Origin of the sequence: Hahella sp. CCB-MM4, assembly GCF_002260525.1 — a bacterium.
Classification (GTDB): domain Bacteria; phylum Pseudomonadota; class Gammaproteobacteria; order Pseudomonadales; family Oleiphilaceae; genus Hahella.
Map to the genome: position 1 here is coordinate 13,603 of NZ_MRYI01000021.1, position 19,921 is coordinate 33,523.

Below are 19,921 nucleotides of genomic sequence, written 5' to 3' on the forward strand. Positions count from 1 at the left end.
CGATTCGAAAACTGGCATAAGCGACCGAGCGCTACGCAGGGGCACAAAGTATAACTTATATGGTTTCTATCTAAAGCGTCTGTCCCAAACGGAACTGGAAGAACTGTGTCTCATCGTCTTCCTCACTATTCAACGCTTTACCTAAACTGAAGGACAGAGGGCCAACTGGTGTAATCCAAGTCAATGCCACCCCCGCAGAGAACCTGAGTTCATCGATTGTAGGATCATATCCGCGGCTGGTATCAAACACATTTCCACCGTCCAGGAACAAGACACTTCGAATCTGTGAATGGTCTTTCATGACTGCAAACGGGAAGATCAATTCTAGACTAGATTCCACCTTCACGTTTCCACCAAACGGATCGGGCGTCAAATCACTGCCATCCGGATCCGGGGTACTTGTAGGCCCTAAAGAGTTGGACTCATAGCCACGAACGGAGCCAAAGCCACCAGCAAGATAGTGTTCAAAAAACGGCAGCCTATCCTGATCGCCATAACCATCGCCATAGGCCAGCTCTCCCCGAAGATGCACGGCCCATTCATGATCCTGGGTCACAGGGTAATATTGATCATTGTTATATGACAGCTTGTAATAGGTATAGTCACTGATTTCAGGCAGAGCGATCTTAGCAGTCAGTGCCTGCGACATCCCCTTCGTGGGAAATAAGCCCCGGTTCAGGGTTGAACGACTCCATGATGCGGTAGTCTCAAAAAATGTATAGCTATTACCGTTTTCCTCAAGGAAGTTGGCAATCTCAAGTGCCGGAAACTCTGTGGTTTTAATCCTGGTATGAGTAACACCCATACCAAAATTCAGGCGCGTAAACGGATCTATCGGATACCCGAAGTTAACTGAACCGCCCATGGAATCAGAAACGTAGGATGTAACATCCTCCTCATCGTAGTCTGTCTCTTTATAGAACAGACTGAAACCACGACTAACGCCGTCAATCGTATAGTAGGGGTTTGTATAGGAGAAGTTGGCACTTTGGACTGAGGCGCTCTTATTTACCCCAAGAGAGACTCTCCGCCCTGTTCCCCAAAAATTCTTCTCTGAAATACTTGCTCCGACAACAACTCCGCTGCCTTGTGAAAATCCGAGGCTGGCAGAGAGGCTACCGGTGGGTTGCTCCTCAACGGTGTAATTAACATCAATCTGGTCATCAGTCCCAGGCACCAGAGGTGTTTCTACCGTTACGGTTTTAAAGAATCCAAGTCGCTCCAGTTTGGACTTGGACAACTCTATGAGATCCGTCGAAGCCGCTGCGGCCTCCATTTGAACCATTTCCTGCCGCAATACTTCGTCGCTGGTGGTGACATTACCGCGGAAATTAATTCGCCTGACATAGGTCCGATTTCCCGGCTCGACATAAAACGTGACTGTCGCGGTGTTATCATCATGGGGCTCTGGAACGGCATTCACACTGGCAAAAGTGTATCCCTCATTCCCCAGCCTCTTGGAAATGGCATCCGAAATAAAGGTGAGTTTCTGGCGCGAGAAAACATCTCCAGGTTTGGCAATAATAAGTTTACGCAGTTCTTCTTCGTCGACTTTGAGATCTCCTTTCATCTGTAGATCCCGTATAGTGAACTGCGGCCCTTCCTGAACATTGATGGTGATAAACACCTGCTCCTTGTCCGGAGAAACAGAAACCTGGGTCGATTCAATACTGAACTTGATATATCCGTTATCGAGATAGTGAGAACGAATCCGCTCCAAATCACCATTAAGCTTTTCTTTGGAGTATTGGTCATTGCTCAATATGCTGGACCAAAACCCAGTCAGCTTTAATTCTATAAGGTCGCGCAACTCTTCATCTGAAAAAGCGTTATTACCGACAATATTGATATGGTGAATCGCAGAAACAGGTCCTTCCTTGATATCAATTTTCAGTTTGACCCGATTCCGGGGAAGCTCCTCGACCTGAGCATCCACCGATGCGTTATACCTCCCCTGGGCGACATAACTACGGAGAATTTCAAGTTCAATCCGCTCCAGAGTTGAACGTTGGAAAACCTCACCCTCGGCCAAACCGGCTGTTTTCAATCCTTTCAGCAGCTCGTCGGTCGGCAGGTTTTTGTTTCCCTCAACTTCGATCTCACTGATCGAAGGACGCTCGACAACCGTTATTACCAGCGTACGTTCCTCACGCCCGACTTTGATATCGGTAAATAGCCCGGCAGCAAACAGGCTGCGGATTGCCTCAGCCAGACGTTCGCTGTCAATTTCATCGCCAACGCTGACAGGAAATGCGCTGAAGACACTACCCGCCGATACCCTCTGGAGACCTTCGACACGAATATCCTCAACTCTGAAGTCTGTATCAGAGGCACGCACACAAAAAGAGAGCACCAAGGCGAAAACAAATAAACTAAATCTCATGAATACAACACGTAAATTAGATTTGTAGGGAAACCAATTGCTACATTCTGGAGAGGTCGTTATAGAACGCGAAAAGCATGACAAATGCAATAATCGCCATACCGATTTTCAATCCCAATAGCTGTTTTTCTTCTGAAATAGGCTTGCCTCGCACCAGCTCGACAAAATAATAAAGGAGATGCCCGCCATCCAATACCGGAATAGGTAGTAGATTGAGAACTCCCAAGCTAATACTCAGATACGCAAGAAAGCTCAGAAAACTTTCCACACCTGAACTGGCAGAAGCACCAGCAACCTTAGCAATCGTGATCGGCCCCCCAAGATTTTCAATTGAGATGAGCCCCATTACCATTTTCTTGAGTGACCCCAGTGTCATGGCAGTCATATCCCAAGTCTTATTAAGAGCCTCACCCACACTGGCCAAGGGTCCATATTGTACGGTTCTTAGCAAGTGTTCAGGATATTTCGGAATCTGGGGGCCAGCTCCGATGTAGCCTGACACCTTCTCGTCCAGTTCCCGGCTTGCAGGTGTCATCAACAGTTCTACAGTCTCTTCCCCTCGGCGTACTTTCACATGGAGCAGCTTCTCGGGCGAGGACTTGATGACATCGACAAATCCATACCAATCATCAATGGATTTACCGTCAATGGATATGATTTGATCACCCTTTAACAAACCTGCCGCCTTTGCACGGCTGTCTGGCTCGACCACGTCAATAATCGGCAATAATTCAGGCCTGAATGGCTCAATTCCGAGAGCCTTCATGGGATCTGGCTCTACGACCCCCACCAGCCACTGATCAATCCCCAACCTGTAAGTATTTTCCTGACCACTATCAATTGATCTAACCTCCAGCTCGATCTCGCCAGAGTCACCCAATCGTCTTAAAAACTGAATATTAACGTCCGCCCAGCTGGCTGTAGCGACCCCATCTACCGCGACAATCTCATTGTTCGGCTCAAGCCCAGCCATTTGGGACACCGATTCAGGCGAGACCTCGCCAACCACAGGGACTACCGTTTGGGTACCGAGCAGAAACATGAACCAATAGGCCAATATGGCAAACAAGAAATTAGCAATCGGCCCTGCCGCGGCAATTGCGATACGACTTAATACAGGCTGGCGATTAAAGGCATAGGGTAGCTCTGCCTCACTAACATCCCCTTCCCGTTCATCCAGCATTTTGACGTAACCGCCCAAAGGAAGAGCGGCCACAACAAATTCGGTATTGCGTTTATCTCTCCAGGTATACAGAGGCTTTCCGAAGCCAATGGAGAATCGCAGGACTTTAACTCCACATCGACGCGCCACCCAAAAATGGCCAAATTCGTGGATACTTACCAACACTCCCAGAGTGACGATTAGAGCGAGGATGGTTTGGATAATCATCATGAAGATACTATGTCAGTGGCCGGCTTCATATGTGAGTTAAATTTCAGTTATATTCATCGGCAGTTTTCTATCCAGCTGAACGCCTGTTTTCGAGCCATTTTATCCGCTGCCAGCACTTCATCCAACGACTGTGCCGCATTAATTTCCACGATTGAAAGACAATGCTGAATAACTTCCGGTATTTGCATGAATCCGATTTCTTGGCGCAGAAACGCTGCTACAGCAACTTCATTAGCAGCATTCAAGATTGCGGGGGCAGTTCCACCGGACGCAAAAGCCGACTCAGCTAACGCCAGACATGGGAATCGATCTCTGTCAGGCGGAGAGAAATTCAGCCGAGATACCTTAAACAGATCAAGAGAAGCCACACCTGAGTCAATTCGATCAGGCCAAGACAATCCATAAGCGATCGGTGTTCGCATATCCGGGTTGCCCATTTGAGAAATAATGGACCCATCAGAATACTCCACCATTGAGTGAATGATCGATTCCGGATGAATATGAACATCCACAAACTCAGGGGAGATATCAAATAGCCAGCAGGCTTCAATAAGCTCAAGTCCCTTATTCATCAACGTGGCAGAATCAACAGATATCTTCTGTCCCATCGACCAATTAGGGTGTTTACATGCCTGGGCAGGAGTCACTTCAGCCAGCTGACTGGCGGAAAAATCCCGAAACGGGCCTCCGGAAGCTGTCAGCAACACCCTCCGTACACCACACTCAGATAACTTAGTCCCGTTTGCCAATCTTTGAGCAGACATGGGCAAACACTGATAAATGGCATTGTGCTCACTGTCTATGGGCAATAACTCTGCACCGCTAGCATGCACAGCATCCATAAACAGGCGCCCTGTCATGACCAACGCCTCTTTGTTGGCCAACAACACTCTCTTTCCGGCATGAACCGCCGCAAGCGTCGGCGCTAATCCGGCTGCTCCGACAATTGCAGCCACAACGACATCCACATCCTGAGAACTGGCCACCGCTTCCAGGGACTCCATCCCACAAAGAACCTGTGTTCTAATTCCAGCGGTGTCTAGTCGTGCAGAAAAATCAGATACATCCACCTGCTCAGCCAAAACGGCATATTCAGGTGTATATAAACGACATAATTCGAACAGGCGATCAAGGTTGCGATGGGCCGTCAGTGCGTAGACCTTAAACCTTTCCGGATGCTGCGAAATAACACTTAACGTGCTTTCGCCAATAGATCCGGTAGCTCCGAGGACAGTAACTCGCTTCACACTCATCAACCCTGAATCCATCCGGTCACCAAAGCCAATAATACAAAAATTGGCGCAGCTGCCGTCACACTATCTATCCGATCGAGAATTCCACCATGCCCCGGCAATATCTGACTGCTATCCTTGATTCCTACGACCCTTTTACCCAGGCTCTCCAACAAGTCGCCAATAATTGAGAATATGGCAGCTGACAATGTCATCATCCATAATACTCCGGTTTGCGAAGGGGATATTTCCATAAGCGGGGAAACAACAAACGGCAGCACTGAAACAGCCACCAACCCACCAATGGCCCCCTCGACAGATTTACCGGGACTCACCGCAGGCGCCAGCTTACGACGCCCAAATGTTTTACCGGCAAAATAGGCCCCTATATCGGCAGCCCAAACGATAAGAAAGATATAGATAACAAGCCAAATCGTTGATACTTCAGGGTTCACCTGCACCACACCGGCCCTGAGACTGACCAAAGCCTTCCAGGCGGGCACAATCACCAACAATCCGGCCAGACATCGCAGCCAGACCGGTTGCCAGATTGCAGTTGAAGAGGGAAAGTTTAGAATCAGATAAAACGCGAACAACCACCAGACTGCCGCAACTCCCAGCACGACAAGTGGTGATAGATACCAGGCCAACACGAGACACCCGGCAGTTACCAATGCATAAAGCAACCTAGATGACTGGCGCTCCCATCCAGAGATCCGTGCCCACTCCCAAGCTCCAATAGTCACGATTCCTCCAATAAAGAGAGCAAATCCGAGAATATTGGTAGCAAACACCCCAATCAAAAACAGAGGCGCGATAATTAAAGCGGTAATTACCCTTTGCTTTAACACGGCGAAGACTTAGCCAATGGACTTATCAGAAACTCATCGCCAGATTCAGACTTACCACTCAAACGGTCCACCTGATCATCGGTCTGCCCAAAACGGCGCTTCCGCATAGAGTATGCAGATAACGCCCTTTCCATCTCTTCGTGACGGAAGTCAGGCCAAAATACTTCAGCAAAATAAAACTCTGTGTAGGCAAACTGCCATAAAAGAAAGTTACTGATACGCTGCTCGCCCGCGGTTCTGATGCACAAATCAGGCGCTGGACAATCTCCCAATTCTACGTATTGCTGGATATGCTCGTCAGTCACCTCTTCTGGCTTCAACTGACCATCAGCAACTAATTGGGCAATTTTTCTGGTTGCCTGAGTGATATCCCAATGCCCACCGTAATTGGCTGCAATTGCCAGGATCATACCCGTATTACCGGCTGTCAGGGCCTCGGCATCTTGCATATGAGCCTGCAAGGTAGCATTGAACTTACTGCGATCCCCAATAATTCTGAGGCGGATATTATTGCGATGAAGCTTTTTTACTTCTCTCTGCAACGCCATGAGAAATAATCGCATCAGAGCACCAACTTCATCGTCCGGGCGCCTCCAGTTTTCGCTACTGAAAGCAAAAAGTGTGAGAACTTCAACTCCCCGCTTTGCACAGGTTTCCACCACAGCCCGAACAGCTTCGACACCGGCTTTGTGGCCGGCGATGCCCGGCAAACGTCTTTGCTTGGCCCAGCGATTATTGCCATCCATGATAATGGCGACATGCCGGGGCCTTGAATCCGCAGTCATTGGTATTTCAGCGGAGACCATCAGATACTCCCTCACCAAACCTTCTGGCTCAGTTCATTCTAGTCTTAGTGGCCAGCCATCAGTTCAGGCCGGCATAAATACACACTCTGAAAATGCGGAAGGCAGCCATGCTTCCTTCCAAACAAATATGCCCTCATACCGCTGCCAGCAGTAGAGGGCATCAGAAGATTATACAGCCATCAGGTCTTTTTCTTTATCACCCAAGGCCTTTTCAACTTCAGCAACATACCTGTCGGTTAGTTTTTGAATTTCGTCCAAGGCACGCTTTTCTTCGTCCTCAGAGATTTCCTTTTCCTTTAGCAACTCCTTGATATCGCCATTGGCATCTCTACGCGCATTACGGACTGATACCCTTGCGTTCTCCGCCTCATTCTTAGCCTGCTTTACAAGCTCACGACGCGTTTCTTCAGTCAGCATCGGCATAGGAACACGAATAACAGTGCCAGCGGTAGCTGGATTCAGGCCAAGATCAGATTTCATAATGGCTTTTTCGATCTGGGGAACTAAGGCTTTCTCCCAAGGAGTTACCGTCAGCGTCCGAGCATCTTCAACAACCACGTTCGCAACCTGTGGGAGAGGAGTATCACTGCCATAGTAGGAAACCATAACTGAATCCAGAATCGCCGGGCTGGCTCTCCCTGTGCGAATCTTAGCGAAGGCGTGACCCAGAGCTTCCAATGCCTTTTTCATTTTTTGTTCAGTATCTTTCTTAATATCGTTAATCACCTGATTCCCCTCTTTCGATCAGCGTACCTTCATTCATACCGACAACAATATTGATCAAGGCACTGGATTTATTCATATTGAACACGCGAACCGGCATATCGTGATCGCGACACAGACAAATGGCTGTCAAATCCATCACGCCCAGTTTCCTTTCCAGGACTTCATCATAGGTAAGATGGTCATATTTAACAGCATCCAACACTTTCATTGGATCGTCTGAATATACTCCGTCAACTTTAGTCGCCTTAAGAACCACATCAGCATCGACCTCGATACCGCGCAGACAAGCCGCAGAGTCAGTAGTAAAAAATGGATTTCCGGTGCCGGCACAGAATATGACCACGTCCCCTTCTTTCAGGTCGCGAATAGCGCGGCGGCGGTCATAGTGCTCTACCACACCACTCATCGGAATGGCCGACATAACCCGGGTGGATATATTTGACCGCTCCAAAGCATCCCTCATGGCCAGGGCATTCATTACCGTCGCCAGCATTCCCATATGATCACCGGTCACTCGATCCATCCCGGCAGACTGCAAAGCAGCTCCGCGGAACAGGTTGCCACCACCAATAACCAGTCCGACCTGAACACCGATGCCGATCAATTGGCCAATTTCAAGGGCCATCCGATTCAGCACTTTGGGATCGATGCCGAAATTCTCGTCCCCCATCAGGGCCTCGCCTGACAGCTTGAGCAGTACACGCTTATATTTTGGTGTTTGTGTGGGTGATGGCATATTTCTTAACCTAGCTAACCGAGTATTTGAAATCCTTGCTGCACTGGATGACAGCCCACTACGCCTGGATAACAACTATATATTCTATATAACAACTACATATTCTATCGATCGACATCATCCATGACGGCATTCGCTGTCCATGACGTCTATAACCCTGGTTCTGGCTTACAAGTTTTCCTTCCTGGAGTCGCCGCCAAATTATACGGCGTCAATCTGGTTGACGTAAGTTTACATCAGCCCGACAAGTAATCCAGAACACTAGCGAATTTTGGCCCCAGCCGAGCAAATTTCCAGAGTTTGCCTGACAAACCCGGATCTGTCGACCGCCTGGCCCAAATACTAAAGTGGCGAGAGCAGACCAATCCACTCTCGCCACATAACTTGCATTGCAGTGCAACTTAGCCTTTCAGCTGAGCAGCAACCTCGGCAGCGAAATCGACTTCTTCTTTCTCGATACCATCGCCAACTTCGTAACGCACCATGGAGACAACTTCTGCTCCAGCCTTTTTCACCAGATCACCTACTTTAGTGTCTGGATCTTTCACGAAAGGCTGTTCCAGCAGGCTGATTTCAGACAGGAACTTGCTGATACGACCATCAACCATTTTCGCCACGATTTCAGCAGGCTTGCCGCTTTGCTCAGCCTGTACAGAGTAGATTTCACGCTCTTTGGTGATTACATCTTCACTGACATCATCACGAGAAATGTACTGTGGATTTACGGCAGCCACGTGCATTGCAACGTCTTTAGCCAACTCTTCAGAGCCGCCTTTCAGACCAATCAATACAGCAATACGCTTATTACCGTGGACATACGCACCTACAGTATCCGCTTCAACAAACTGTAAGCGACGAACATTGATGTTTTCGCCAATCTTCTGAACCAGACCAGAACGCTGATCTTCCAGATCACCTGCCATCAGAGCTGCCACATCGGTCTGCTTGCTTGCAAAAGCCTTCTCAACAACCGCATTTACGAATGCCAGGAAGTTGTCATCACGGGCAACAAAGTCAGTTTCACTGTTAACTTCAACAACAAGACCTTGCTTATTGCTGTCGTCAACCATAACAGCAACAACACCGTCCGCAGAGATACGACCAGCTTTCTTAGCTGCTTTCATACCACTGCTTTTACGCAGGTTTTCGATCGCTGTTTCGATGTTACCGTCAGCTTCAACCAGAGCCTTTTTACACTCCATCATACCAAGACCGGTACGCTCACGAAGCTCTTTTACCATGGATGCTGAAATAGCCGCCATTTTGAAATCCTCACTTGTCAGGTATTAAATCTTGAAAAAAAAGGGGACTACTCCCCTTTTTTGATTCTATGCGCCAAAGATTACTCTGACTTTTCTGCCGCTTCTTCAGATGCTTCAGCCGCTTCGTTGATTTCAACGAACTCGTCACCGCTTCCGGCAGCTACAGACAAACCTTCCAGACAGGTGTCAGCAACAGCTTTAGTGTAAACCTGGATGGCACGAATAGCGTCATCGTTACCAGGAATTACATAATCAACCCCATCAGGATCGCTGTTGGTATCAACGATACCGATAACAGGAATACCAAGCTTGTTTGCTTCTTTAACGGCGATACGCTCATGATCAACGTCAATAACAAACAGCGCGTCAGGCAGACCGCCCATATCCTTGATACCACCGATGCTGCGCTCGAGCTTTTCCATCTCACGGTTCAGCATCAGAACTTCTTTCTTGGTCAACTTATCGAAAGTACCATCCTGACTCTGGGTCTCCAGGTCACGCAGACGCTTGATAGACTGACGGATAGTTTTGTAGTTGGTCAGCATGCCGCCCAACCAGCGATGGTTTACATAAGGCATACCTGCACGAGCAGCTTCTTCTTTCACGATTTTGCTGGCCGCACGCTTGGTGCCTACGAACAGGATCTTGTTTTTCTTTTCAGCAAGACCTGCCACGATTTTCAGCGCATCATTCAGAGCAGGAACAGTGTGTTCCAGGTTAATGATATGAATTTTGTTACGCGCACCGAAAATATACTTGCGCATTTTTGGGTTCCAGAAACGGGTCTGGTGCCCGAAGTGAACGCCTGCCTTCAGCAGGTCGCGCATACTTACTTCTGCCATATTCAATTACTCTTCAATGTTTGGGTTAAACCTCCATGCATCCCATACTCCAACCCATCCAGGCACCCGAAGCATGTGTCGATACATGTGCGTTATTTTGGAAACAGTGGCTTTTACCGATTACTCGGCCACGCCGACAATTTTTCCGGCGCGCTTTATACCACATAAGGGATCATATTAAAAGAAAATCACCAAAACCAGCCCATACCGATTATTTTCAGATATTATCAATCGCCCCTATCAAGGTCATAAAAACCGTTATATCAAGGCCTATTTCTCATCGGGATACGATATAGGTACAATACGCCTCCTGAAATAACCTACTGAATCTGTCGGATAGCCCAAACGGCCCGCCCAGATTTAGCGCAATCCGACCGGAAGACATGAAAGTAACGATTAAAACTCCAGAAGAAATTGAAAAAATGCGCGTTGCCGGCCGTCTGGCCGCCGAGGTGCTGGAAATGATTGAAGAGCACGTACAGCCCGGCGTCACCACCGGTGAACTGGACCGTATCTGCCACCAATATATTACTGAAGTGCAGAACGCCATTCCCGCGCCACTGAACTATAAAGGCTTCCCCAAATCCATATGCACCTCAGTCAATCATGTTATCTGCCACGGCATCCCCACTGATAAGAAGGTGCTCAAAACCGGTGATATCATTAATATTGACATCACCGTAATCAAAGACGGCTATCATGGCGATACCAGCAAAATGTTTTTTATCGGCAAACCGTCTATTGCAGCCGAGCGTCTGGTCAAGATTACCCAGGAATGTATGTACAAAGGCATCGAACTGGTCAAGCCGGGCACCCGACTTGGCGATATTGGCCATGTCATACAGAAATACGCCGAATCCAATCACTACACGGTCGTTCGCGAGTACTGCGGCCATGGCATTGGAGCGGTATTTCACGAAGAACCCCAGGTAATGCACTATGGCACACCCGGCACAGGCATGGTTTTGAAAGAAGGCATGACATTCACCATAGAACCCATGATCAACCAAGGTAAACGCCACTCCAAGCTGCTGCCAGACGGCTGGACGGTGGTCACCAAAGATCACAAACTATCCGCCCAATGGGAACACACGATCCTGGTTACCGCCACAGGACACGAAATTCTGACCTTGCGTAAGGAAGAGACTGTCTAGTGACTTCACAGGTCGAAGCCTCATCCAGCCCATCTTCGGTTTTCCTTGGAGTGGAAAAGAGTCTGCGCACCCAACTCAGGTTTGCTAAGGACAGCTATGCAGAACTGACCCCAAATAAAAGAGACGCCCTGGCATTTCTTAAAAATGCACTTCAGGAAGCTAACAGGCATCTCAACGGCTTATACAAATCAGGTTACCCGATCAGGGAACTGGTTCTTGCCAGAGCCTACTTCATGGACCAGATCCTTAGCGCCCTGTGGTCAGAATGTAATTTACATCAGATTTCAGGAACCGCATTGCTGGCTGTGGGAGGCTATGGACGCGGAGAACTATTCCCGCACTCGGATATCGATCTACTTATCTTGATGGATGACGAGGTGGACCTGGCGGAGATCGGACCGACACTTGAACGCTTCGTCACTTCACTATGGGATCTAAATCTGGACATTGGCCACAGTGTTCGAAGTATTTCAGAGTCCATCACCCAGGCGAAAGCCGATATCACGATAGCAACCAACTTACTGGAAACCCGCACCATTGCGGGTGAAGAGAGCTTACGCAGCCACCTTAGCGAGCGCGCGTATTCTGATGAGTCCTGGACTGACAAGAAGTTCTTTCTAGCCAAGCGGGAAGAACAGTTGGCCCGCCACCGGAAATATGGCGATACCGATTACAACCTGGAGCCCAACGTTAAAACCTCTCCTGGCTGCCTGAGGGATATCCAGACCATTGGCTGGATTACCAAGCGCCACTTCGGATTTGAGCGTACGGGCAACGAGGCAACCTACGACTTCCTCACAGACGACGAGTTCACCATGCTGCGAAAAGGGGAAACCTTTCTGTGGCAACTGCGCTACGGTCTGCAGATGATCGCAGGGCGCAGCGAAAACCGACTGCTGTTTGACCACCAGCGAGCTCTAGCCACCATGCTCGGATATTCCGACAATGAGGAAGGCCTGAGCGTTGAACAGATGATGCAAAAGTACTACCGCTTCGCTCTGGCTCTTGGCGAGCTGAACGACGTGGTCTTGCAATATTATGACGAAGCCATCCTTCACCCGGACGACGAAGAAGACATTAGGCCTTTGAACCGCCGTTTTCAGGTTCGTAACGATTATATAGAAGCCATCAACAATCAGGTCTTTGCTTATCAACCTTTCGCACTGATCGAGATATTTCTGCTGATGGCACAAAACCCGGGAATTAAAGGCATCCGTGCCAGCACCATACGGTCCATCAGAGCCCACCGCCATCTAATCGACAACAGTTTCCGCAACGACTTGGCCAACACATCGCTCTTCATGGAGATTCTGCGCACCCCACACCCATTGCACCGCACTCTATCCTCCATGAAACGTTACGGCGTGCTAGGTAACTATCTGCCAGAATTCGGTCGCATTATCGGAAAAATGCAGCATGACCTGTTTCATATATATACGGTTGATGCTCACACCATTCGGGTCGTACAGAACATGGTCCGACTCCGCAGCCAGGAAAGTCAGAAAGATTTTCCTCTGGGGGGTCGCCTGGTTCACCGGCTACCCAAACTGGAACTGCTTTACATTGCCGGCCTTTACCATGATATCGCTAAAGGGCGCGGCGGCGACCACTCAGAGCTGGGAGCAGAAGACGTTGAAGAGTTCTGCAAGCGCCATCACTTGAGTCAGCGTGATACCAGCCTTGTGGCATGGCTGGTCAAGAACCATCTCTTGATGTCAATGACAGCACAAAGAAAGGACCCTTCAGATCCGGAAGTGATCCACGACTTTGCCAACAAGATAGACACCCAAGTACACCTGGACTATCTCTATACATTGACGGTCTGCGATATCAGCGCCACCAACCCCAAACTCTGGAACACCTGGAGAGCTGCTCTTCTAAGACAGCTGTATACCGAAGCAAAACGTGCTATTCGCCTTGGACTGGACGCACCACCGGATAGAATAAAGTGGGTTGAGGAAACACAGTCTGAAGCAAGGGAAATTTTGCATAGACAGGATTTCGACGACGCCCAGATAGACACATTGTGGAATACGCTTGATGAAGACTACTTTCTGCAGGACTCCACCAGTGAGATTGCCTGGCAAACCTCTGTTATTCTTCAGCACCCCGACCCACTACAACCACTGATCCGGGTACGTGAAGCCCGAGGCGGAGAAGCCGAAGGATTTCTACAGATCATGGTGTACCAACCTTCAAGGCTTGGCCAATTTGCAGCCATCACCAGCGCTTTGGAAGCGCTGCACCTGAATATTCATGAAGCGAGAATCAGCAGCTCATCGGACACTTACAGTCTTTGCAACTTCGTCGTCACCCCTTCAGATACAGGCAGCAATCTCAGCAAAGACAGCATCGCCATTGAACTGAAGCAACAACTCAAGGATTTTGACGATCCGGCGATTATCAAGCGACGGACACCGAGGCAACTCAAACACTTTGCCTTCCCCACCGAGGTCACCTTCAGCAACGACACCACCCATCAACGTACGGTGATGGAGGTGATCACCCCTGACCGCCCCGGCCTGCTGGCAAGAATCGGGGGCATTCTTCTGGACCACAAAATTGAGCTGGTGAAGGCACGAATTGCCACCCTCGGCGAACGCGTAGAGGACGTATTTATTATCACCACCCCAGAGGGAGAACCGCTAAGCGATCCGGACCTGTGCCTGGCACTCCGGGATGACCTTTGCGCCCAGTTAGACGAACAAAATAATATCGACCACTAGTATCGGAATTCACACACTCATGAATCGAGACCTGAATCTACTTCAGCCCTATCCGTTTGAAAAACTTGCCAGGCTCAAGGGTCAGGTCACACCACCGGCATCGCTTCCCCACATTGCACTTTCTATCGGGGAGCCAAAACACGAACCACCATCTTTTGCATTGGAAGTGTTACACAACAATGCCCATCTGCTGTCCAACTACCCCACCACGAAAGGTACAGAAGAACTCAGAGCAGCCATTGGTAACTGGCTGACAGAGAGATTTAACCTTCAAGGAGTTGATGCAAACAGCCAGGTGCTACCAGTGAACGGCACAAGGGAAGCGTTATTTTCATTCACCCAGGCCATGATAGACCGGGAAGCGTCCAATCCGCTGATAGTAAGCCCCAACCCCTTCTATCAGATCTATGAAGGCGCCGCCTTTCTCGCAGGAGGCAAACCAAACTTCATCCCCTGTGAAGACCATCTTGGAGGCATGCCGGATTTCGATGCGGTCCCCGAATCAGTCTGGAAGGATTGCCAACTGTTGTTCATATGCACGCCTGGTAACCCTACAGGCAAGGTTATCCCCCTTGAAACCTTGCAAAAGCTCATTGCCCTGGCAGACGAGCATGATTTCATTATTGCGTCAGATGAATGCTATTCAGAGATCTACTTTGACGAGGACAACCCACCGGTTGGCCTGTTGCAGGCGTGCGCCTCTACAAATCGACACGATTATAAGCGCTGCGTGGTATTCCATAGCCTTTCCAAGCGTTCCAACATGCCGGGGTTACGCTCCGGATTTGTCGCCGGAGATGCCGACATCCTCAGCGACTTTCTGCGATATCGAACTTATCACGGCTGCGCCATGCCGATTCCCAGTCAGGAGGCATCCATCGCGCTATGGCAGGACGAACGTCATGTCCTGGAGAATCGCCAGCAATACCGGGAAAAATTTTCCCGGGTTATCGACATATTGAGCCCCCTATGGCCAATATCATCTCCGGAAGCCGCATTTTATTTATGGCCGGAAACCCCAATTGATGACGAAACCCTTGCCCAACGTCTGTTTGCCGAACAACATATCACTGTTTTGCCAGGCCGCTACCTTGGAAGAACAGTCAATGGACGCAACCCAGGTGAGAATAGAATACGTATGGCTCTGGTTGCCTCGGTTGAGGAATGTGTTGAAGCCGCAAATAGAATCAGAAACCTAATCGAAAAACTTTAAACACTCAGGTAACAGATGATTAAACTTTACGGGATCCCAAACTGCGACACAGTCAAAAAGACCCGCAAATGGCTAAGTGAAGCAGGCATAGAGTACGAGTTTCATGACTACAAGAAACAAGGAGTCCCGACAGACTCACTACGTCAGTGGCTACAACAAGCAGGCACAGAAGTCATAGTTAACAAGCGCGGCACCAGCTGGCGAAAACTAAGCGATGAAGAGAAATCTCTGGTAGAAACCATTGAAGGGGCCATATCGTTGCTGGAGAGTAACAGCTCCGTCATCAAGCGGCCGATAATAGAAGCTGGTTCAGATTTGATTATTGGGTTTAACCCAGACCAGATGGCAAGCCTGAAGTGATTCAGGACTGGAATTTACAAACAAGCAGATAAAGAAACAAAGGTATTAGATATGTTGGCATTCGGCCTTGGCGTAGGCACCAAGAACAGTAAAGGCGATTGGTTGGAAGTGTTTTATGCCCAGCCTTCCTGGACCCCCTCAGCAGCAATTGCCGAGCTTGTCGGCTCATTGCTGAGCGGCCAGGGAAATCGCACCCTGGAACCAGACAACCAACAATTATCCCAGCTGGCAGAAAAACTGGAGGGAGTTGATGCAGAGCAGGCTCAAATTGCCAAAGCACTGCAGAATTCAGCGCGCCCGGTCGTTATTACCGTGATAGAAGAGGACAGCAAAGCCTCCAGTACACCTGAGGTTTACCTGAAGCTTCAACTCATCTCGCACAGACTGGTGAAACCACACGGCATCAACCTGGAAGGCATTTTTGGCCTTCTTCCCAATGTGGCCTGGACCAACGAAGGCGCTGTAGACCTTGAAGAACTGTCAGCAAGACAACTGGCAGCCCGTGCCAAAGGTGGTAGTTTACAGGTTAATTCCGTAGATAAGTTTCCAAAGATGACTGACTACGTCGTCCCCAAGGGGGTCCGTATTGCAGATACATCAAGAGTTCGCCTCGGAGCATATATCGGTGAAGGCACCACCATCATGCACGAAGGTTTCGTCAACTTTAATGCAGGAACCGAAGGCACTTCGATGATCGAAGGACGTATCTCTGCCGGAGTCATGATTGGCGAAGGCTCAGATCTGGGCGGCGGCTGCTCCACCATGGGCACCCTATCCGGCGGCGGTAACATTATCATTTCCGTAGGGAAAAACTCCTTGATTGGCGCTAATGCGGGCATCGGCATTCCACTGGGAGATCGCTGCAGAATTGAAGCTGGACTGTACATTACCGCCGGCACCAAAGTGGCCGTTATTGACGATTCAGGCAACGTTGTGGACACCGTCAAAGCACGCGAACTGGCTGGCCAGCACGATTTGCTGTTCCGCAGAAACTCTGTATCCGGTCGAGTGGAAGTCGTCACTAACAAATCAGCCATTCAGTTGAACGAAGCCTTACACGCGAACAACTAATCGGTTTATCGATAAACATACGGACAACAGGAAATTCATCCTCCCATGTCAGACACCTTATCTCCTACCCTGGAGCTGGCGATTGATCTTATACGCCGCCCATCTGTCACGCCTCACGATGCCGGGTGCCAGCAACTGCTCACAGACCGACTGCAGTCGCTCGACTTCAAAGTGACAGATCTTCCCTTCGGTGAAGTGGAAAATTTCTGGGCACGCCGAGGCACGGAAGGCCCTCTGCTGGTTTTCGCCGGGCATACAGACGTCGTCCCAACCGGGCCGGAAACTCACTGGGAACATCCTCCCTTTGAGGCAGTGGTAAGAGATGGTGTCCTGCATGGAAGAGGCGCTGCCGACATGAAAGGCAGCCTGGCTGCCTTCATGACAGCCTGCGAACGCTTTATCGCCAAACATCCGAAGCATAAAGGCTCTATCGGCTGGTTGATCACCAGCGATGAAGAAGGCCACGCAGTCAATGGCACAGTGAAGGTGGTTGAATACCTGGAATCCGTCAATGAAAAAATTGACTGGTGTATCGTCGGAGAACCCTCCAGCACTCACACCGTCGGGGATGTCATCAAAAACGGCCGCCGAGGCTCTATTGGTGCCAATCTAAAGGTGAAAGGCATACAAGGCCATGTAGCCTACCCACACTTGGCCGACAATCCGATTCACAAAGCCGCCCCTGCCCTGCACTCCCTGGCTTCCGAACACTGGGATGAGGGCAATGCATTCTTTCCTGCTACCAGTTTCCAGATTTCTAATATTTCTGGCGGCACCGGTGCAACCAATGTTATTCCGGGCGAGTTGGATGTGATGTTTAATCTGCGCTTTTCGACCGAATTGACCGCGGATATTATCAAGGAAAGAGCTGAAGCAATCCTGCAATCCCATAACCTGAGCTACGAAATTAATTGGCGCCTTTACGGGGAGCCGTTTCTAACCAGCGAAGGGCCATTAGTGGAAGCTGCGCAAAAGGCAATCAGCCAGGTGCGCGGCATAGAAACCAACCTGTCCACTAGCGGAGGCACTTCTGATGGCCGGTTTATCGCGCCTACCGGTGCCCAGGTGGTTGAGCTGGGACCTATCAACGCCACCATACACCGGGTCAACGAACAGGTTCTGGTAAGCGAGATAGACCAACTTTCCGAAATATACGAAACCATGCTGGAACTCCTGTTACTGGATTAAACTCAGCATAAGAGGATCTTCCTCCCTACAATGGCTAAGAATATGTTCCAAAGACTGAAAATGTCCGGCATGGACCAGAGTCGAGCCTTTCAATGCTTTGTTACGGGAGGAATCACCGGTATGTGCGGTATTGGAACACTCTTATTACTGGAAACAGACAAACAAAATCTGGCTTCAGAGATCACCGCACTTCTGGCTCTTTTGCTGGCAGCCACCGGAATTCTGATGGCCGCCATCGGATATGCCCGTATTTTAATTCTTCGCCTGACACAGACGACCCGAACCAACTCCATGGGGACTGAAAATGACTAGCTCCGAACGTTTTCCTGATATTGAAATCTATGTGCTCAATACAACTCTGGAAAACATCATTGATTGGTTAAACACTGAGCTGTCAGAGGTTTCACAACCAATCCCACAAGGCACCGTGGTAAAGCTGACAGCGGTTTACCACGGGCAGACCATCCCTATCACAGTAACACCAGGGGCTGCCGGGAAAAAATTTACCAGCGTCATTTTTGATAGCGACGCCACTCCCTGGGACACGGACCTGGACTGCGCACGTGCAGCCTATAAGCACTTTGAATCAGAAATTCGCTGCTCTGCCAGCAGCTGGGTTGAAGAGGAAGCAGAAGATGCGCCGGAACTGTGGTGGAAAGTGAACGATCAGGGAGAGAAAAAGATCAATTGGCATTAAAAAAGGCTCCTTGAAGGAGCCTTTTTTGTAACCTTCTTTCAAAACAGGAATATCAATTCCTTAAAGGCGAAACATCTTCAGCCTGAAGACCTTTATCCCCTTCAACCGTTCGAAACCTTACGCTCTGTCCCTGACGTAATGAGCGATGACCTCGACCACGGATTGAACGAAAATGAACAAAAATCTCCTCACCATTATTACGAGTAATGAAACCAAAGCCTTTGTTGGGATTAAACCATTTAACCTCACCAGTTTCACGGTCATCATCACCATTTAGACCCGCATCATCTTCATAATCGGCTGCCGATTCAGAATCTCCTGCGATCATGAATGCAGGAATAACAGCAGCAACAGCAAATACGACAGCTGAAATCAGGAATATGGTGATACCAGATCCACTACCAAGTATGGAAGTTAACCCTTTCAACTCCCCATCCACCACATATTGTGGCGCCATACCCAGAGCTGAAAGTACACCTGTTAATATAAAAGGGCCTACCAAGCCTACGACAATTGCAATGACAATAGATTTATTTATTTGATTTTGCTTCATTTACCTAAAACTCTACGCTGAATTGAATGACGAACATAATCAGACAACCAGACCACCGCAGAATCAAACAACACCGGCAACCTCTAACTGAATGGACTATATGCAAACATATCCGGGATCCCTCCGGTCTGATGCAGACTTTCTGTTATCGTAACTGCCAGGCGAACAACGAAGCCTTCCGGCTTCATACTTCTGTTTCTGCAGCGTTCATGGCAAACTCACTGGCAGAAAAAACGCCAGCACTAAATATTGTAGACGGTTCTGGCGAATTTCCCGCATATTCAATCTGTTAGTGAGTAAAAAATCTGCGGTCAAGAGTTACCGACCCAACAGATTCCGCTATGATAGCAGGAAGTAAGCTAACTTTCTCCCGACGACCATCCTCAAGGTGTTCTCTCTCATGGATCAAAGAATTAACGATCTAGAATCAAAAGTAGCCTTTCTCGACGACCTGGTGCACTCGCTGAGTAATACCGTGTATCGCCAACAAAAACAAATAGATGAATTAACCCAAGCACTTGAAAGGCTTAGTGGACAGGTCAAAAATATGCGCCCTCATTTAAGGGACCCTTCAGATGAGCCGCCTCCTCCGCATTATTGAGCACTCTGCAGAATTCGTGTGCAGATGCCCCAATAAAACCCTCTCGCTGGATACACGTCTCATGGATACAATTAAAAACAACAAAATTTGCATAAATCACTATGCTAAAGGGGTTTTTATTCGATGC

Annotated in this window: 19 protein-coding genes; 9 read left to right on the forward strand and 10 right to left on the reverse strand. The window is 49.0% G+C overall.

The window, feature by feature from the left end; all coding sequences use genetic code 11:
* Nucleotides 1–70: 70 nt before the first annotated feature.
* The 9 genes from bamA to rpsB all read right to left on the reverse strand — a co-directional run bounded on the left by bamA (nucleotide 71) and on the right by rpsB (nucleotide 10,231).
* On the reverse strand, nucleotides 71–2,383 hold the full coding sequence (gene bamA / locus BTA51_RS25370) for an outer membrane protein assembly factor BamA (RefSeq protein WP_094711885.1): 2,313 nt from the start codon (nucleotides 2,381–2,383) through the stop codon (nucleotides 71–73).
* Between the two features lie 40 nt (nucleotides 2,384–2,423).
* Nucleotides 2,424–3,776 carry an RIP metalloprotease RseP gene (gene rseP / locus BTA51_RS25375; RefSeq protein WP_094711886.1) on the reverse strand — a complete coding sequence of 451 codons (1,353 nt, stop codon included), beginning with the start codon at nucleotides 3,774–3,776 and terminating at the stop codon, nucleotides 2,424–2,426.
* A 53-nt stretch (nucleotides 3,777–3,829) separates the two neighbouring features.
* Nucleotides 3,830–5,029 (reverse strand): 1-deoxy-D-xylulose-5-phosphate reductoisomerase, encoded by a 1,200-nt coding sequence (ispC, locus tag BTA51_RS25380; RefSeq protein ID WP_094711887.1) that lies wholly within the window; start codon nucleotides 5,027–5,029, stop codon nucleotides 3,830–3,832.
* On the reverse strand, nucleotides 5,029–5,859 hold the full coding sequence (locus BTA51_RS25385) for a phosphatidate cytidylyltransferase (RefSeq protein WP_094711888.1): 831 nt from the start codon (nucleotides 5,857–5,859) through the stop codon (nucleotides 5,029–5,031). The genes ispC and BTA51_RS25385 overlap by 1 nt, the downstream gene beginning before the upstream one ends.
* Nucleotides 5,853–6,665 carry an isoprenyl transferase gene (locus BTA51_RS25390; protein WP_094711889.1) on the reverse strand — a complete coding sequence of 271 codons (813 nt, stop codon included), beginning with the start codon at nucleotides 6,663–6,665 and terminating at the stop codon, nucleotides 5,853–5,855. The genes BTA51_RS25385 and BTA51_RS25390 overlap by 7 nt, the downstream gene beginning before the upstream one ends.
* A gap of 168 nt (nucleotides 6,666–6,833) precedes the next feature.
* Complete coding sequence (gene frr / locus BTA51_RS25395; protein ID WP_094711890.1) at nucleotides 6,834–7,391, reverse strand: ribosome recycling factor; 558 nt, start codon at nucleotides 7,389–7,391, stop codon at nucleotides 6,834–6,836.
* The gene (gene pyrH, locus BTA51_RS25400) at nucleotides 7,384–8,127 is read right to left on the reverse strand and encodes a UMP kinase (protein WP_094711891.1); all 744 of its coding nucleotides are present in this window, start codon (nucleotides 8,125–8,127) and stop codon (nucleotides 7,384–7,386) included. Before pyrH ends, frr begins: the two co-directional genes overlap by 8 nt.
* A gap of 401 nt (nucleotides 8,128–8,528) precedes the next feature.
* Complete coding sequence (tsf, locus tag BTA51_RS25405; RefSeq protein ID WP_094711892.1) at nucleotides 8,529–9,389, reverse strand: translation elongation factor Ts; 861 nt, start codon at nucleotides 9,387–9,389, stop codon at nucleotides 8,529–8,531.
* 80 nt (nucleotides 9,390–9,469) lie between these two features.
* Nucleotides 9,470–10,231, reverse strand: coding sequence for a 30S ribosomal protein S2 (rpsB, locus tag BTA51_RS25410; RefSeq protein ID WP_094711893.1), 762 nt, complete (start codon nucleotides 10,229–10,231; stop codon nucleotides 9,470–9,472).
* A 383-nt stretch (nucleotides 10,232–10,614) separates the two neighbouring features.
* On the opposite strand from rpsB, the gene map reads away from it, so the two are divergent.
* Genes map through BTA51_RS25450 form a run of 8 tightly spaced genes read left to right on the forward strand, consistent with a single transcriptional unit; the run spans nucleotide 10,615 to nucleotide 18,640 of the window.
* A complete protein-coding gene (gene map / locus BTA51_RS25415; protein ID WP_094711894.1) occupies nucleotides 10,615–11,385 on the forward strand; it encodes a type I methionyl aminopeptidase in 771 nt (256 codons plus the stop codon).
* Nucleotides 11,385–14,111, forward strand: coding sequence for a [protein-PII] uridylyltransferase (locus BTA51_RS25420; protein ID WP_094711895.1), 2,727 nt, complete (start codon nucleotides 11,385–11,387; stop codon nucleotides 14,109–14,111). Before map ends, BTA51_RS25420 begins: the two co-directional genes overlap by 1 nt.
* 19 nt (nucleotides 14,112–14,130) lie before the next feature.
* Nucleotides 14,131–15,324, forward strand: a complete 1,194-nt coding sequence (gene dapC / locus BTA51_RS25425) for a succinyldiaminopimelate transaminase (protein ID WP_094711896.1) — start codon at nucleotides 14,131–14,133, stop codon at nucleotides 15,322–15,324.
* Nucleotides 15,325–15,339: 15 nt separating this feature from the next.
* On the forward strand, nucleotides 15,340–15,684 hold the full coding sequence (locus tag BTA51_RS25430; protein WP_094711897.1) for an arsenate reductase: 345 nt from the start codon (nucleotides 15,340–15,342) through the stop codon (nucleotides 15,682–15,684).
* A gap of 51 nt (nucleotides 15,685–15,735) precedes the next feature.
* Nucleotides 15,736–16,755, forward strand: a complete 1,020-nt coding sequence (dapD, locus tag BTA51_RS25435; protein WP_094711898.1) for a 2,3,4,5-tetrahydropyridine-2,6-dicarboxylate N-succinyltransferase — start codon at nucleotides 15,736–15,738, stop codon at nucleotides 16,753–16,755.
* Between the two features lie 45 nt (nucleotides 16,756–16,800).
* On the forward strand, nucleotides 16,801–17,943 hold the full coding sequence (gene dapE / locus BTA51_RS25440; protein WP_094711899.1) for a succinyl-diaminopimelate desuccinylase: 1,143 nt from the start codon (nucleotides 16,801–16,803) through the stop codon (nucleotides 17,941–17,943).
* A 30-nt stretch (nucleotides 17,944–17,973) separates the two neighbouring features.
* Nucleotides 17,974–18,255 (forward strand): hypothetical protein, encoded by a 282-nt coding sequence (locus BTA51_RS25445; RefSeq protein WP_094711900.1) that lies wholly within the window; start codon nucleotides 17,974–17,976, stop codon nucleotides 18,253–18,255.
* Nucleotides 18,248–18,640: a hypothetical protein gene (locus tag BTA51_RS25450; RefSeq protein ID WP_094711901.1), complete on the forward strand. Its 393-nt coding sequence runs from the start codon at nucleotides 18,248–18,250 to the stop codon at nucleotides 18,638–18,640. Before BTA51_RS25445 ends, BTA51_RS25450 begins: the two co-directional genes overlap by 8 nt.
* A 52-nt stretch (nucleotides 18,641–18,692) precedes the next feature.
* Here BTA51_RS25450 and BTA51_RS30855 read toward each other — a convergent pair whose 3' ends face one another.
* Nucleotides 18,693–19,193: a cold-shock protein gene (locus BTA51_RS30855; RefSeq protein ID WP_094711902.1), complete on the reverse strand. Its 501-nt coding sequence runs from the start codon at nucleotides 19,191–19,193 to the stop codon at nucleotides 18,693–18,695.
* 400 nt (nucleotides 19,194–19,593) lie between these two features.
* On the opposite strand from BTA51_RS30855, the gene BTA51_RS25460 reads away from it, so the two are divergent.
* A complete protein-coding gene (locus tag BTA51_RS25460; RefSeq protein ID WP_246841193.1) occupies nucleotides 19,594–19,794 on the forward strand; it encodes a SlyX family protein in 201 nt (66 codons plus the stop codon).
* Nucleotides 19,795–19,921 lie beyond the last annotated feature (127 nt).